The sequence below is a fragment of the Flavobacterium sp. HSC-32F16 genome (genome assembly GCF_024171645.1).
Taxonomy (GTDB): domain Bacteria; phylum Bacteroidota; class Bacteroidia; order Flavobacteriales; family Flavobacteriaceae; genus Flavobacterium.
In genome coordinates, this window is sequence record NZ_JALKAC010000001.1 from 695322 (window position 1) to 710042 (window position 14721).

Here is a 14721-nt window from a genome sequence, read left to right on the forward strand (position 1 = left end):
GCTTTAATGATTGAAAATAAATCAAATAGCGTATTGATTTTCCTGTTGTTTTGTCTTGCTTTCTTTTCAAAAGTTCATTCTCAGAATACCAATTCAGAGATAAAAGAACTGGAAGAAGTCGTAATTAAAGATCAATCTGAAAAACGTGTTAAAAAAGAAGAATCTCTGAATATTGAAACTGTAAACAGCAGTTTTATTCAAAGAAATCTCGGCGGAAGCCTTATGCAATCCTTACAGCGAATTCCCGGAGTTAAAACTATTTCTATTGGTTCAGGCGGTTCTAAACCGTTGATTCGGGGACTCAGCTTTAATCAGGTAATTGTTGTCGAAAACGGCATTAAACACGAAGGCCAGCAATGGGGCGCAGATCATGGTCTGGAAATCGATCAATATGCTGTTAATAGAGTAGAAATCATAAAAGGGCCTTCGTCTTTTATTTATGGTTCTGATGCTATTGGCGGTGCTGTAAATATTAAACCTGTGCCTTTTCCTAAAAAAAATACTTTGGGGGGCGCTGTAGATTTTACCGCTAAAAGCAATAATGAACAAATTGGAAGCTCATTGAATTTATTTGGAAGAAATGAAAACTGGTTTTTTGATACCCGAATTACTTCGCAGGATTATGGCGATTACCGTGTTCCGGCCAATGTGGTTCAGGTTTACAATTATACTGTGCCTTTATACAAAAATCAATTGCGCAATACTGCAGGACGTGAACTGGATTTACATTTAAGCAGCGGATTTGTGGGAGAAAAATTCAAATCGGTTTTCTATATCAGTAACATTTATACCAAAAGCGGCTTTTTTGCCAATGCACACGGACTTGAACCTAGAAATGTAGATCTGGAACTTCACGATAAATCAAGTCGTGATATTTTGATGCCTTTTCAGGAAGTGACACATACCAAAATAAGCAATACAACTTCGTTTAAACTTGCAAATCATGAATTGCAGACACAATTAGGATTTCAAAAGAATTTCCGCAGGGAATGGAGTCATTATGTAAACCACGGTTATATGCCGCCAATTTATCCTATTGATATGTATGCGCCTCATGATTTGGAAAGACAATATGATAAGGAAGTTTTTTCGGCTTCTGTAAAAGATGAATTTGTTATTGGAAAACATCAATTCACAATGGGCTTAAACGGCGAACAGCAGCAAAACGAAATCAACGGCTGGAGTTTTCTAATTCCCGCTTTTAATCAGTTCAATACCGGATTATTTGCTTATGATAAAATACAGCTGGATGATTTATGGATGCTTCACGGCGCTGTTAGAATAGATTATGGCCGAATTGAAATGAAACAATACACGGATTGGTTTGAAAGTGATGTTACCCAAAACGGGCAAACAACGCAGGAATATTTAAAAAGATCTGAAGATTTAACCAAAACATTCAAAAGTTTTACATGGTCTGCTGGAGTAAATTACAATCCCGGAAAAGTTTCATTTAAAGCCAATGCAGGAACGAGTTTTAGAATGCCTATTGCAAAAGAATTAGCCTCAAATGGTGTTAATTATCATTATTTCCGATTTGAAAAAGGAAACCCAAATCTAAATGCCGAGCGTTCGTATCAATTAGATCTTGGAATTGATTGGCAGGAAAATAAATGGTCAGTGCAATTGAGTCCGTTTTTTAATTATTTCCCCAATTTCATTTATCTAAATCCAACTTCACAGCATGATATTTATTATGGTGCAGGAAATCAGGTTTTTGAATATCAGCAGAGTAAAGTTATGCGATACGGCGGCGAACTGCAGGTAAAATATCAGTTTCTGAAAAATTTGAGCAGCGAGATTTTGGCCGAATATCTTTATTCAGAACAATTATCGGGCAGTAAAAAAGGTTATACGCTTCCCTTCTCTCCTCCAGCTTCAATTTTATTTGGCATCAACTATAGTCCCGAAATCAAGAATTTAAAAGAAACTTATTTTTCGCTCGATTATCGTTTTACCGCACAGCAGAACCAGATTGTACCACCGGAAAAGAAAACCGCAAGCAGTCAGGTTTTTAATCTGTCATTGGGAACAAAACTGCAAACCGCAAAACAGGATTTTATGGTGTCGCTTCAGGTTCAGAATCTGTTTAATACGCGATATCTGAATCATACCAGCTTTTACCGACTGATTGAACTTCCGGAAATGGGCAGAAATATTATTCTTTCTGTTAAAGTTCCTTTTTTAATACATCAATAAAAAACAACAATTTAATATCCAAAACCCATGAAAAAAGTAAAATTCTTTTTTTTATTTCTATTAACGGCTTCAGCCTTTACCGCTTGTAACAGCGATGATGATAATGAAGTTTTAAAACCAACTGCCGAAAATATTGAAATTGGAACGGCTGATAACAAACAGGCTTTAATTGGTCGTGATTTTCATTTTAATGCAGATGTTGTTGCTGGAAGCAAAATTGCAAACGTACAATTGAAAATACTTCCTAAAACTGGTGAAACGTATTCTAAAGACTGGAAATTAGAATTTACCTGGCCGGAATATATCGGAACAAAAAATACCAATGTACACAAGCACTTTACTATTCCTGCAGATGCCGTAGAAGGCAAGTTTGATTTTGTATTTATTGTAACTGACGAAAACGGATCTGCCCTTGAAATTAAAGAAACCATTACGATTACTGATCCTGCAAATATGCCTGTTGATCCTGTAATTGGCAGAGATATGCTTTCGCGAAACGATGAACTGATTTATTATATGGAAACCTGGGTTGAACCTCAGTTAATCTTCAAGAAAAATGATATACTAACGGCTCACGCACAAATCAGCCAGATTATGGGCAACGGAATATTATATTCTGTTTTGATTAAAAAAAGCCTCAATTATCATCCTGAAAGCATTGACAATCTTGATCTTAAAAAAGTAATTATCATTTCAAAAGTAGAACATAAAGATCTTGGACCAGCTTCAAAAATTACAACGCTTCAAAAAATAAACGATGTATACGGCGGCGAAAGTATTGTTATTGGTGCTGATAAAGATAATGAAGCAAATACTGTAACTGGTGAAAAAGCTTGGGAATCTGGTCAATACAACTGGGTTGTCCTTTACAAAAATACTTCCTATAACATGAGTGTCTATAAATCGATGCCTGTAACGCTAAACTTTTAGTTTACTAAAAATATTTAAATATTAACCCTAAATACATTTAACAATGACTAAAACTTATTTTAAACTGATTTTCTTGTTTGCTTTATCGCTTTTTGTCGTTTCCTGCAGCAACGATGACGACAATACTGTTGCTCCGGATGAGGCACTAACGGAATTTAAATATTTGAGAATTTTACTTTCAGATGAAAAAACAACACAGCTTACGCTTGTAAATCCGGTTGATGCTACTTCAGCATTCTTTAATGCGAAGTTTGCGAAATCTTCGCTTTATACGACTGAATCCGGCAGATATGCAGGAATTGTTCACAGAGTGGATAATACGGTAGAAACTTTTGACAGCGGATTTGAAAGCCACGGCGATCATGTTGACGTTGACGGATTACCGAAATTTGGTGCTTTGATTGGACAATCGGCTCTTCCAACGCATTTTAAAAGTAAGATTGGTGAAATCCTGACTTTTAATGACGGTGACGGAACTTTATCTGTTGCAAAAGAAAAGGATGTAAATACAGCCGGAGCACAATTTAAAATTATAAATGCCGGACTTTTGGCCCATCATGGTGCTATGGCTGCTTTTGGAAACGGAACGTATGCTATTACAGTAAAAGATAATTCGGTTACCGGAACACTTCCTGAAAAAGTAAAAATTATCGACAATACGGGTAAAACTTTATTTGAGCCGACTCTTGTCACAAAGGGAATTCACGGAAATGCTTCTGACGGAACATATGCTGTTTTTGGTTCTGCAAGCGGTGTTTTGGTAGTAGAAAATAACGGTAAACAAAAACTGATTGCTTTTCCAGAAGATTTTGGAACGGCTTGGTTTGGTACTATTTTAGAAACCGATTACAACGGAAAATTTGTAGGTTATACGGCTGCAAAAGGCGCTTATTTAATTGATGTAGTAAACGGAACGATAAAACCAATTATCCAAAACACAACTATTATGCAGTGTAAAGTAAGTTACAATCATAAAAAACTGGGAATCTTACTTCATTCAGGTGATTTTAAATTGTTTGATTTAAACAGTCTTCAAGCAGAAAAAGAAGGCAAAATTATTACTGAAACTGCCAGCGATGCAGTATTAAAACCACAAATACAGTTAACTGAGAAATTTGCGTATATAACATCTCCATCAACAGGAGAATTATTACAATTGAGTTTCGAAAAGATGTCTATTGTAAATAAAATCAAAGTTTCTAATACACCGTATATGATCACAATTCTGGGGTTTGAAAATAGCGAAAGTCACTAAATATAAGACTTAAGCTATTGGAAAAGCGTGCTTTACTGCACGCTTTTTTTGTTTGTTATGGTCTTAGAAATAAAAAAATAAAAAAATATTTGTTTTTATGACCAATCGGTCATATATTTGCAGTGTAAAATTTAGCTATCATGGCAAAAGGTGAAGAAACCAGACAATTTATTATAGAAAAAGCAGCTCCCATTTTTAACACAAAAGGAATTGCAGCGACTTCTATGAGTGATATTATGGAGGCTACCAAATTGTCTAAAGGAAGCATGTACGTTCATTTTGAAAACAAAGAAGTTTTGGCCTGCGCAGCAGTTGATCATAACATGAAGATGTTAAGTAACAAACTTCAATCTGCTTTAGGGGAAAGCAAAACTGCCAGACAAGCCTTATTTTCATACATTGATTTTTTTAGCAATCCTACTCACCCACCCGTTATCGGCGGCTGTCCATTGTTGAATTTCGGAACAGAAGCAGATGATACTAACCCAATTGTAAGAGAAAAAGTAAACAGCGCCATTAAGCAAGGTCAGCTATTATTGTCGGGAATTATAGAAAAAGGGATAACAGATAAAGAATTTAAGCCCAATTTTAACGCATCAGAATTTGCAACTGCTATGTTTGCTATGTTAGAAGGCGGTCATTTAATGGCTAGAGTTTCAGGAAACAATGATAAAATGGAAATTGTATCAAAAACCCTTAAAAATTTAATTGAACAAAACAGCATCTAATTTTTTTTACCAAAAAAATGACCGATCAGTCATTTTTAAAATAAACCATAAATAATAACATTAACAACAATAAGAACACCATGTCAAAAACAATTTTAATTACAGGAGCATCAAAAGGTTTTGGAAAAACCTGGGCAGAAGCATTTTTAGCAAAAGGATATAAAGTTGCGGCTACAGCCCGTAACGTAGAAACTTTAAAAGATTTAAAAGAAAAGTACGGTGAATCAGTTTTAGCATTAAAGCTGGATGTAGACAATCGTGAAGAATCATTATCAGTTGTAGAAAAAGTGCATCAGCATTTTGGATCTATCGATATTTTGATCAATAATGCTGGTTACGCTTTAACCGGAGCAATTGAAGAAGCAAGTCAGAACGAAGCAAGAGCACAGTTTGAAACTAATTTCTTCGGGACATTATGGCTTACTCAGGCGGTTTTACCAATAATGAGAAATCAAAAAAGCGGCCATATTATTCAGATTTCTTCTATTTTAGGGTTAGCTGCTTTACCTACTATGGGACTTTACAATGCTTCGAAATTTGCTGTCGAAGGTTTAAGCGAAACTTTGGCAGCCGAAGTAAAACAATTTGGAATCAATGTCACTTTGGTAGAACCAAACGGTTATGCATCAAACATTTGGCACACCGGAATAAGCAGCGAGAGCAACCCTGTGTATGATGGTCTTAAAAAAGCTTTTTCAGAATCAGAAAATGATTTCGGAATTGTTGAAGCAACGGCTCCGGCGATCGTAAAACTAGTTGAAAGTGAAAATCCTCCATTGCGTTTGTTTTTAGGAAGAGTAGCTCTGCCATTTGTAAAACAGAACTATGAACAAAAATTAAAAGTGTGGGAAGAATGGAATGATGTTTCTGTAGAAGCACACGGATAATTTAACAGTATTGAAAATAACCCGATTGGGCTATTTCTTCCACACATCTATAAATATTTTCATCCGATATTTAAAAAATAAAGCAATACATTAGAACTCCGGAGGAGCATAATATTTACAGATAAACAAAAACACGCATCCTAAAGTTCAAGTGGATAAATAAAAAAAGGCTTTCTGAAAATTTTCAGAAAGCCTTTTTTCTCTTTAAATTCTTTTTTAAGATTTAAGAGAATCCATATCAATTACAAAACGATATCTTACGTCGCTTTTCAGCATTCTTTCATACGCTTCGTTGATTTCCTGCATTTTAATAATTTCAATTTCTGAAACAATATTATGTTCGCCGCAAAAATCAAGCATTTCCTGTGTTTCGGCAATACCGCCAATTACAGAACCCGCAACAGATTTTCTTCCCATAATCATTGGTACTGAATTTAAAATCGGTTCTAAACCTCCTAAATAGCCAACTAATACTAAAGTTCCGTTAATATTTAAAGTCGCAACATAAGGATTTACATCATGCACATAAGGAACCGTATCAATAATAAGATCGTATTTTCCGTGAACTGATTTCATCTGCTGATCATCTGTAGAAATAATTACAGAATCGGCACCCAAATCAATTGCATCTTGTATTTTATCCGGAGTTCTTGAAAACAAAGTAACTTCGGCACCTAAACCTTTTGCCAGTTTAATTGCCATGTGTCCAAGCCCGCCTAAACCAACTATGGCAACTTTAGTTCCTTTTCCAACATTCCAGTGTCTTAATGGAGACCAGGTTGTAATTCCTGCGCAAAGTAAAGGCGCAACGGCTGCCAAATTTAAGTTGGAAGGCACTTTTAAAACAAAATGCTCGTCTACCACCACTTTTTCTGAATAACCGCCAAAAGTGTGTCCGCCAATATTTTTATCCTTACCGTTGTAAGTTCCTGTAAATCCGTTTAGACAATATTGCTCTAAATCTTGCTTACAGCTTTCGCAAGTATGGCAAGAATCAACCATACAGCCTACTCCTGCTAAATCGCCTACTTTAAGTTTGGTAACCTCGTTTCCTACTTTCGTTACTCTCCCTACAATTTCATGACCCGGAACTGCCGGATACAAACTTCCTCCCCAGTCATTTCTGGCAGTATGTAAATCAGAATGACATACACCACAGTATAAAATTTCGATTTCAACATCTTTTGCCAAAACTTCTCTGCGTGCAATTGTCATTTCTTCCAGCAATGCATCTGCTGCTTTTGTACCAAATGCTTTTGTGTTACTTGTATTCATAATTTTTTTAGATTATTAAGTTGTAAAATTAAAACAGCTTCTTGCCTTAAAATAACAGAAAAGAAACATTTACTTATGAAATTCAAACAATTTTAAAACGTAATCAGCGGGGCAGAATCGGCAGATGTTAAACTATAAAGAGGGTTTCAAAGTGAACAATGTACTTGCAATTGAGTCATTTAATTTGATTTTATCTTTTGTCTTCTATCAAATTTAATAACTTTATCCTGAATAATAAGAACTTTATTGTTTTTAAAAACGAATCAAACCCTAAAATGGACATTTCTTCAATTCTCGACCATATATATCAGTTGCCGGAACAATCAAAAAAAGGTTTACTACTGACAATCAATTTAATAACATACCGAAAGGGACATATTATATTAAAAGCAGGAAAAGTAGAATCCAGTATTTATTTTATCAAAAAAGGAATTGTAAGAGCTTATATCAACGAAGGGAATAACGATGTGACTTTTTGGTTTGGAAAAGAAGGAGAAACCATTATTTCGATGAAAAGTTATGTCGAAAACCAAAATGGTTATGAAAACATCGAACTTTTGGAAGATTGTGAATTGTATGAATTAAAAACAGCCGATTTAGAGCGATTGTTTAATTCTGATATTCATATTGCCAACTGGGGTCGAAAATTTGCCGAAAAAGAGCTCATTAAAACAGAAGAAAGATTAATTCCTAAATTGTTCAAAAATGCCTCTGAACGTTATTTGGATCTTATAACAAATCATCCTGAATTAATTAAAAGAATTCAGTTAGGACATATTGCTTCTTATCTTGGCATAACCCAAGTCAGCCTCAGCAGAATTCGTGCTGAATTAAAATAATTATCCCAAGTTGTTAATCAAAATAAAATACTTTTTTATCATTTGTTAAATTTTTTCTGAATTTAGAGACGGAACTTTGCAACACAAATTTTTAACTATATGAACTGGATTATTTTAATTGTTGCAGGCCTTTTTGAGGTAGCCTTTGCAACTTGTCTTGGAAAAGCAAAAGAAACCGCCGGAATGGAAATGTATTATTGGTATATTGGTTTCTTTGTCTCTTTAACCATAAGTATGCTGCTGCTGATAAAAGCTACCGAAACGCTTCCAATGGGAACTGCATATGCCGTTTGGACAGGAATTGGAGCGGTTGGAACTGTACTAATGGGAATTTTTATTTTTAAAGAACCGGCAACTTTCTGGAGATTATTTTTTCTTATAACCTTAGTAAGTTCTATTGTAGGTCTTAAAGCAGTTTCACACTAATTAAATCAACAATATTAAGTATAAAAGCAGATTATTTCTTGAAAAAGTAATCTGCTTTTTTATTGAATATATTTTAATTAATGCATTTTATGCATCACTTGATAAAAAATAAGCATTTCATATCATTACTCTCTATTCTATCTTTGTCAAAAAAAAGTAAACCTGGAATATGACCTTAAATTATTGTATTAAATCTTTTGATGAATTAACCAACAACGAATTGTATGATCTGCTTCGTTTAAGAAGTGAAATTTTCGTAGTAGAACAAAATTGTCCTTATCTGGATCTGGATAACAAAGACCAGAAAAGTTTACATCTTTTATATTATGTAAATAACGAATTTGCAGCAAGTACACGGTTACTTCCGGCTGGTTTATCTTTTGAGGAAATTTCTATAGGCAGAGTTGTTGTAGCGAACTCTCACCGCGGATTGGGATTAGGAGTAAAACTAATGGAAGTTTCGATAAAAGGCTGTCAGGAAAAATTTGGAAATGGTCCAATTCGGATTGGGGCGCAGTATCATTTATCAAAATTTTATCAGTCATTAGGATTTGTCGAGCAGGGAGAACAGTACGATGAAGACGGAATTCCGCACATTGAAATGTTACGAGCATAATACATTTACGGAACAACCAGCTTTAAAACATTGGCCAAAACCGGATTATGATCTTCGGCTCTCCAGTTGATATAAAGATCGGTTTCTAACGGAAGTTTAATAAATCGAATGCCGGATATTTCATGAAAAACATACGAATCCGGTAATATGGCAATGCCAAGTCCTTTTCGAACCAATGCAATAATTGCCGAACCAAATTCAGAATGAAGATACACTTCGGGTGCATTTTCAAAAGAATGGAACAATCGCTGTATCAAATCGCTGTAACTGCTTCCTTCATCTGTAGTAGGCAATATAAATTTTTGATTCGCCAATGATTCTTTCGTAAGATCTTCAGGCTTTTGATAAGGATGATTGTCAGGAACCACGATTGCCAAATTATCCGTGTAGATTTTTTCTGATTTTATATCACGGGCATTATTAATATCTCGCGTAATGGCCAGATCAATTTTATAATTGCGGAGAAATTCCTGCTGGTTTTCATACAAAACCTGAACCAGTTTAATTTTTAACTTTGGAAATGAATCGGAAATACGGGATAAAATATCCGGCATAATAGAGGCTGAAATAGAATCCGGATGAGAAATGGTAAGTGTACCGCTTTCGCCTAAATGAATCTGACGTGCTGATTGATGGATGTACTCCAGCTTACTTAGTTCTACTTCCCATTTTTCTTTAAGAAATCTGCCGGCAGCTGTAAGTTTAACATTTCGTTTGTTCCGCTCAAATAACTGAACACCAAGCTGGTTTTCGAGAGACTGAATCTGACGGCTTAGAGCCGATTGTGTAATATTCATTTTTCCGGCTGTGTTCCAGAAATGAAGCTCACGAGAAAGAGCCAGAAAATATTTAATCTGCTGTAAATCCATTGATGCAATTTACGCATTTATTAAAAACAAAAAGCAGGTTTTAATGCATTAATAACCAAAAAAACATGAATACTTTAAAAATCAATAAGGCCCTAATTAGTGATACGGTTAAACTTCAAACTATTGGAAGAATAACTTTTTCTGAAACATTTTCTGATGTCAATTCAGAGGAAAATATGATGAAATATCTGGATGAGAGTTTTGCTTTAGAAAAGCTGACTTCTGAACTTAACAATAAAGATTCGCACTTTTATCTGGCAGAATTAGACGGTCAGGTTATTGGCTATTTAAAATTAAATACCGCAGAAGCTCAAACTGAAATGAAGCAAAACAATGCGCTCGAAATAGAACGAATATATGTTCTAAAGGAATTTCATGGCAAAAAAGTGGCGCAGGAACTTTACAGCCAAGCTTTAAAAAAAGCCCAGGAAGTTAAGGCTGAATATATTTGGCTTGGTGTCTGGGAGAAAAATTTCAGGGCAGTAAGTTTTTATACCAAAAACGGTTTTGTACAATTTGACACTCATATTTTCAGATTAGGCAATGACGAACAAACCGATTTAATGATGAAGAAAGTTTTAACGAATGAATAAAAGACAAATTTTACTGGTTTTACTTATCATTGGCACCGCCTTTTGGGGTATATCATATTCTGTAACCAAACTGGCAATAGGAAATTATTCGCCATCTACATTTTTGTTTTATCGTTTTTTACTGGCAGTAATGGTTCTAACCGTTATTTTCTGGAAATATGTTAGAAAAACCAATCTGGAATCTATTAAAACCGGTGCTATTTTGGCTGTCCCTATGTTTTTAGGTATTCATTTGCAGACGGTTGGTTTAAAATATACAGATGCATCTCAATGTTCTTTTATCGCAGGATTGTGCGTGATAATAATTCCATTAATCAAACTTACGGTCTATAGAACAAGTCCGCCTTTAAAAATCTGGATAGCGGCTTTAACAGCTTTATCCGGTTTGTTTATCATAGCGGTAAAAGAAAAATTCACTATAAATCTTGGCGATTTGTACACCATTGCAGGTGCATTTGCTTTTGCTGTTTATTTAATTTCTGTCGAAAAACATTCAGCCGCAAAAAATCTCTTATCATCAATTGTTCCCATGTTTGCAATCTGTGCTTTGCTGACTTTCTTTTTGGCACTAACAGATCAAAATGCCGATTGGTTTCCGGAAAGAGATACTTTTTGGCTTGGCGTTATTTATTGTGCCTTATTTTCTACAGCCTATATGTATACTATTTCTAATATCTCGCAACGCTATTTATCTGCCGAAAGAGTCGCGGTGATTTATTTGTTTGAACCTATTTTTGGAGCCATAGCCGCTTTTTTTATTCTTGGCGAAAATCTTTCGTTCCGTTTGCTTTTGGGAGGCTGTCTTATTTTTGCCGCAACTCTTATTTCTGAAGTAAACTTTAAGAACACCAAATATAAATTACGGATTAAAAAAAATACCATTTAAATACCAGAAAGGCTCAATTTAATTGAGCCTTTTATTTTTACTATTTTAACTCTTGTACTTTCAAAAATAAACTCGGTATATACTGATAATTATATAATTACAAATTTTAATAGTATAAGCATATAAGGTATTTCTGAGATAAATTTGATATAGATTCAAATTCATTTTAAAAATACATTTGTATGGTCATCTTTATCATTATACAATTACTGCTTGTTTCTATAGCTGCAACTTCAGCTATGACCTGGTTTAGTTATGCCATGTCAAAAAGTTTTAGAGAATTGTATAAAGAACCCGTATTACTTGCCTTTGTTATAGATAAATTAAAATTGAATCTTTCTAAACAATCAAAAAAAACGTGGGGCTGGTTATTGCATTATATAATCGGTTTTTTGTTTGTTCTTGGATATCATATTATTTGGGTAAAGGACATTTTAGCAATTTCACCGTTAAATGCTCTCCTACTAGGAATAATTAGCGGTTTGATTGGTATTATAAGCTGGGTATTTATGTTCAAAATAACCCATCATCAACCCCCAATTGACTTTAAAGGTTATTATATTCAGCTGTTCTTTGCTCATATAATTTTTGCTATTGTCGCAACGGCACTCTACTCTATTACACTGACTCTTTTAATACTAACAAATTCCTATGTCACTGTCTAAATATAACGAAAAGAGAGATTTTAAGCAAACGCGTGAGCCGAAAGGCAAGATCGAAAAATCAGCCAGTGAATTGATTTTTGTAGTTCAAAAACACGCTGCATCGCATTTGCATTATGATTTCAGACTTGAAATGGATGGCGTTCTAAAAAGCTGGGCGGTTCCAAAAGGACCTTCAATGGATCCCGATGTAAAACGCCTTGCCATGATGGTAGAAGATCATCCTTACAGTTATAAAGATTTTGAAGGAACAATTCCCGCAGGAAATTACGGCGCAGGAAATGTGATTGTTTGGGATAATGGAACGTATACTTCTGACGAAAAAACGGCTTCTGACGAAAAAATGCTTTTAGCCGATCTTAAAAAAGGGCGTTTAAGTTTTATTTTAAAGGGAAAAAAACTCAAAGGCGAATTTTCGTTAGTAAAACTTCACGGAAAACAAGAAAATGCCTGGCTTTTAATCAAAAAACAAGATAAATACGCTTCGGATTCTGATATATTAGAAAAAGACAAATCGGTGATATCTAAAAGAAGTTTAGAAGAACTGGAGAAAAAATCAGATAAGATGACAGCCAAATCTGAAGAAAAAGAGACGGAGGGAAAAAACATAAAAAAAAAGCCTAAAGCTAAAGCTGTAAAAGCCGAATTCATCAAACCTATGCTTGCCAATATTACAGAAAAGCCTTTTGATAATGATGAATGGGTTTTTGAAAATAAATATGACGGTTACCGCACTATTGCTGTTGTGAATGCTGATAAAGCAGAGTTGTTCAGCAGAAATAAAATTTCTTTCGACATTAATTTTAAACCTGTTGCTGACGAATTAAAAAAAATAGATCATACGGTTGTTCTGGATGGCGAAATCGTTGTTGAAAATGAATCAGGACGAGCGGATTTTCAATTGCTTCAAAACTATTTAAAAACCGGAATTGGAAATTTAAAGTATTATGTTTTTGATTTACTGAATTTAGATGGAAATCCTGTCACAGAATTGTCTCTTCTCGACCGAAAAGAACTGCTTAAAATTTTATTTAATAAATATCAGTTGTCGAATATTTTCTACTCTGAACATACAATTGGAGACGGAATTCTACAATTTGAAAAGGCACGCAAGAATAATAGTGAAGGAATAATTGCCAAAAAAGCCAATAGTTCTTATACTGCTGCAGGAAGAAGTAATAACTGGCTTAAGATTAAAATTTCTAACGAAGAAGAAGCGATTATCATTGGAATTACAGAACCTAAAAATTCCCGAAAATATTTTGGTGCTATTCTGCTGGGCCAATATAAAGGCAAAGAACTGCAATTTATTGGAAAATGCGGCACTGGTTTTACAGAGTCTGTTTTAAAGGAACTTTATACTCAGTTAAAGCCCATTTTTACAGACAAATCACCACTGCCTGAAAAAGTTCCTTTACGGGATACCATTCAATGGGTAAAACCCAAATTAGTCTGTCAGGTAAAATATTCTGAATGGACTCAGGATCACAATTTAAGACATCCGGTTTATCTGGGATTAAGAATTGATAAAAATGCCAAAGAGGTTGTTTTTAATGGAAAGGATAATAATAAAACTATAAATCATACCGAGGAAAAAATGGAAGATTTAAAAGAAAGCAAAACGGAAAATGACTACGATTTGAAAGTGGGAAAAACGACACTGCACTTTACCAATCAAAACAAAATATATTTTCCACAAGACGGAATTACAAAAGGTGATATTATTCAATATTACAATGAAGCAGCACCACTTATTCTGCCTTATTTAAAAGACCGTCCGGAATCGATGAACCGTTTTCCTAACGGAATTGATTCGCCTGGTTTTTACCAGAAAGATATTGATGTCGACAAAACTCCAAAATGGCTGAAAACCAAAAAGATCTTTTCAGAATCAAATGATGCCGATGTAAATTATCTTATTTGTAATGATAAAGAAACGTTGCTGTATATGGCAAATTTGGGCTGTATTGAAATAAATCCCTGGAATTCTACTATCAAAAATATTCAAAACCCAGATTGGCTGGTTATCGATTTAGATCCTGCAAAAGAAGATGATTTTAAAACTGTGGTTGAAACGGCATTGGTAGTGAAAGAAGTTTTGGATGAATTGGAAACGGAATGTTTATGTAAAACTTCCGGAGCTTCGGGACTGCATATTTTTATACCGCTTGGGGCACAATATGATTATGATTCGATTAAAATTCTAGCCGAATTAATTGCGAAAGAAGTACATACAAGACTGCCTAAAACAACTTCAATCGAAAGAAGTATAAAGAAAAGAAAAAATAAATTGTATATCGATTTTCTTCAAAACCGAAGAGGACAAACTTTGGCTGCGCCCTACTCAGTCCGCCCAAAACCAGGCGCAACAGTTTCGACTCCATTAGAATGGAATGAAGTAAATGAAAAACTGCATCCGTCGCAGTTTACGATTAAAAACGTATTACAGCGTTTTGAAAAGAAAGGCGATTTATGGAAACCTGTCTTGTCAAAAGGCGCAAATATCAAAAAGATTATCAAGAAATTAGAAGAAAAACAAAGTGGTGATGAATAATG

General features: G+C 34.5%; 14 protein-coding genes. 12 read left to right on the forward strand and 2 right to left on the reverse strand.

From position 1 onward, the window contains the following. The first annotated feature begins 6 nt into the window (after window positions 1-6). The 5 genes from L1276_RS03105 (at window position 7) to L1276_RS03125 (ending at window position 5999) form a co-directional block, all read left to right on the forward strand. On the forward strand, window positions 7-2199 hold the full coding sequence (locus L1276_RS03105) for a TonB-dependent receptor (protein ID WP_253785338.1): 2193 nt from the start codon (window positions 7-9) through the stop codon (window positions 2197-2199). 27 nt (window positions 2200-2226) lie between these two features. Then, window positions 2227-3129 (forward strand): DUF4625 domain-containing protein, encoded by a 903-nt coding sequence (locus L1276_RS03110; protein ID WP_253785340.1) that lies wholly within the window; start codon window positions 2227-2229, stop codon window positions 3127-3129. A gap of 43 nt (window positions 3130-3172) precedes the next feature. After that, the gene (locus tag L1276_RS03115) at window positions 3173-4384 is read left to right on the forward strand and encodes a hypothetical protein (RefSeq protein WP_253785342.1); all 1212 of its coding nucleotides are present in this window, start codon (window positions 3173-3175) and stop codon (window positions 4382-4384) included. 140 nt (window positions 4385-4524) lie between these two features. Beyond that, the gene (locus tag L1276_RS03120; protein ID WP_253785344.1) at window positions 4525-5112 is read left to right on the forward strand and encodes a TetR/AcrR family transcriptional regulator; all 588 of its coding nucleotides are present in this window, start codon (window positions 4525-4527) and stop codon (window positions 5110-5112) included. Window positions 5113-5192: 80 nt separating this feature from the next. Further along, window positions 5193-5999, forward strand: coding sequence for an SDR family NAD(P)-dependent oxidoreductase (locus L1276_RS03125; RefSeq protein WP_253785346.1), 807 nt, complete (start codon window positions 5193-5195; stop codon window positions 5997-5999). Between the two features lie 216 nt (window positions 6000-6215). Here L1276_RS03125 and L1276_RS03130 read toward each other — a convergent pair whose 3' ends face one another. Then, a complete protein-coding gene (locus L1276_RS03130; RefSeq protein WP_305881993.1) occupies window positions 6216-7274 on the reverse strand; it encodes an NAD(P)-dependent alcohol dehydrogenase in 1059 nt (352 codons plus the stop codon). Between the two features lie 275 nt (window positions 7275-7549). On the opposite strand from L1276_RS03130, the gene L1276_RS03135 reads away from it, so the two are divergent. The 3 genes from L1276_RS03135 (at window position 7550) to L1276_RS03145 (ending at window position 9155) form a co-directional block, all read left to right on the forward strand. After that, on the forward strand, window positions 7550-8113 hold the full coding sequence (locus tag L1276_RS03135; RefSeq protein WP_253785348.1) for a Crp/Fnr family transcriptional regulator: 564 nt from the start codon (window positions 7550-7552) through the stop codon (window positions 8111-8113). A 99-nt stretch (window positions 8114-8212) separates the two neighbouring features. Next, complete coding sequence (locus L1276_RS03140; RefSeq protein WP_253785350.1) at window positions 8213-8539, forward strand: multidrug efflux SMR transporter; 327 nt, start codon at window positions 8213-8215, stop codon at window positions 8537-8539. A gap of 169 nt (window positions 8540-8708) precedes the next feature. Beyond that, window positions 8709-9155, forward strand: a complete 447-nt coding sequence (locus L1276_RS03145; RefSeq protein ID WP_253785352.1) for a GNAT family N-acetyltransferase — start codon at window positions 8709-8711, stop codon at window positions 9153-9155. Window positions 9156-9160: 5 nt separating this feature from the next. On the opposite strand, the gene L1276_RS03150 is transcribed toward L1276_RS03145, so the two are convergent. Continuing rightward, a complete protein-coding gene (locus L1276_RS03150) occupies window positions 9161-10024 on the reverse strand; it encodes a LysR family transcriptional regulator (protein ID WP_253785354.1) in 864 nt (287 codons plus the stop codon). Between the two features lie 65 nt (window positions 10025-10089). On the opposite strand from L1276_RS03150, the gene L1276_RS03155 reads away from it, so the two are divergent. The 4 genes from L1276_RS03155 to ligD all read left to right on the forward strand — a co-directional run bounded on the left by L1276_RS03155 (window position 10090) and on the right by ligD (window position 14719). Continuing rightward, on the forward strand, window positions 10090-10617 hold the full coding sequence (locus L1276_RS03155) for a GNAT family N-acetyltransferase (RefSeq protein ID WP_253785363.1): 528 nt from the start codon (window positions 10090-10092) through the stop codon (window positions 10615-10617). After that, the gene (locus L1276_RS03160) at window positions 10610-11503 is read left to right on the forward strand and encodes a DMT family transporter (RefSeq protein ID WP_253785365.1); all 894 of its coding nucleotides are present in this window, start codon (window positions 10610-10612) and stop codon (window positions 11501-11503) included. Before L1276_RS03155 ends, L1276_RS03160 begins: the two co-directional genes overlap by 8 nt. A 182-nt stretch (window positions 11504-11685) precedes the next feature. Beyond that, window positions 11686-12168, forward strand: a complete 483-nt coding sequence (locus tag L1276_RS03165) for a hypothetical protein (protein ID WP_253785366.1) — start codon at window positions 11686-11688, stop codon at window positions 12166-12168. Then, the gene (gene ligD / locus L1276_RS03170) at window positions 12155-14719 is read left to right on the forward strand and encodes a DNA ligase D (RefSeq protein ID WP_253785368.1); all 2565 of its coding nucleotides are present in this window, start codon (window positions 12155-12157) and stop codon (window positions 14717-14719) included. Before L1276_RS03165 ends, ligD begins: the two co-directional genes overlap by 14 nt. Window positions 14720-14721: the final 2 nt, after the last annotated feature.

Excerpts from the sequence above, each read along its gene's own strand:
- L1276_RS03105 (WP_253785338.1), top strand. The coding sequence starts at position 7 with ATGATTGAAAATAAATCAAATAGCGTATTGATTTTCCTGTTGTTTTGT.
- L1276_RS03110 (WP_253785340.1), top strand. The coding sequence starts at position 2,227 with ATGAAAAAAGTAAAATTCTTTTTTTTATTTCTATTAACGGCTTCAGCC.
- L1276_RS03115 (WP_253785342.1), top strand. The coding sequence starts at position 3,173 with ATGACTAAAACTTATTTTAAACTGATTTTCTTGTTTGCTTTATCGCTT.
- L1276_RS03120 (WP_253785344.1), top strand. The coding sequence starts at position 4,525 with ATGGCAAAAGGTGAAGAAACCAGACAATTTATTATAGAAAAAGCAGCT.
- L1276_RS03125 (WP_253785346.1), top strand. The coding sequence starts at position 5,193 with ATGTCAAAAACAATTTTAATTACAGGAGCATCAAAAGGTTTTGGAAAA.
- L1276_RS03130 (WP_305881993.1), bottom strand. The coding sequence starts at position 7,274 with ATGAATACAAGTAACACAAAAGCATTTGGTACAAAAGCAGCAGATGCA.
- L1276_RS03135 (WP_253785348.1), top strand. The coding sequence starts at position 7,550 with ATGGACATTTCTTCAATTCTCGACCATATATATCAGTTGCCGGAACAA.
- L1276_RS03140 (WP_253785350.1), top strand. The coding sequence starts at position 8,213 with ATGAACTGGATTATTTTAATTGTTGCAGGCCTTTTTGAGGTAGCCTTT.
- L1276_RS03145 (WP_253785352.1), top strand. The coding sequence starts at position 8,709 with ATGACCTTAAATTATTGTATTAAATCTTTTGATGAATTAACCAACAAC.
- L1276_RS03150 (WP_253785354.1), bottom strand. The coding sequence starts at position 10,024 with ATGGATTTACAGCAGATTAAATATTTTCTGGCTCTTTCTCGTGAGCTT.
- L1276_RS03155 (WP_253785363.1), top strand. The coding sequence starts at position 10,090 with ATGAATACTTTAAAAATCAATAAGGCCCTAATTAGTGATACGGTTAAA.
- L1276_RS03160 (WP_253785365.1), top strand. The coding sequence starts at position 10,610 with ATGAATAAAAGACAAATTTTACTGGTTTTACTTATCATTGGCACCGCC.
- L1276_RS03165 (WP_253785366.1), top strand. The coding sequence starts at position 11,686 with ATGGTCATCTTTATCATTATACAATTACTGCTTGTTTCTATAGCTGCA.
- ligD (WP_253785368.1), top strand. The coding sequence starts at position 12,155 with ATGTCACTGTCTAAATATAACGAAAAGAGAGATTTTAAGCAAACGCGT.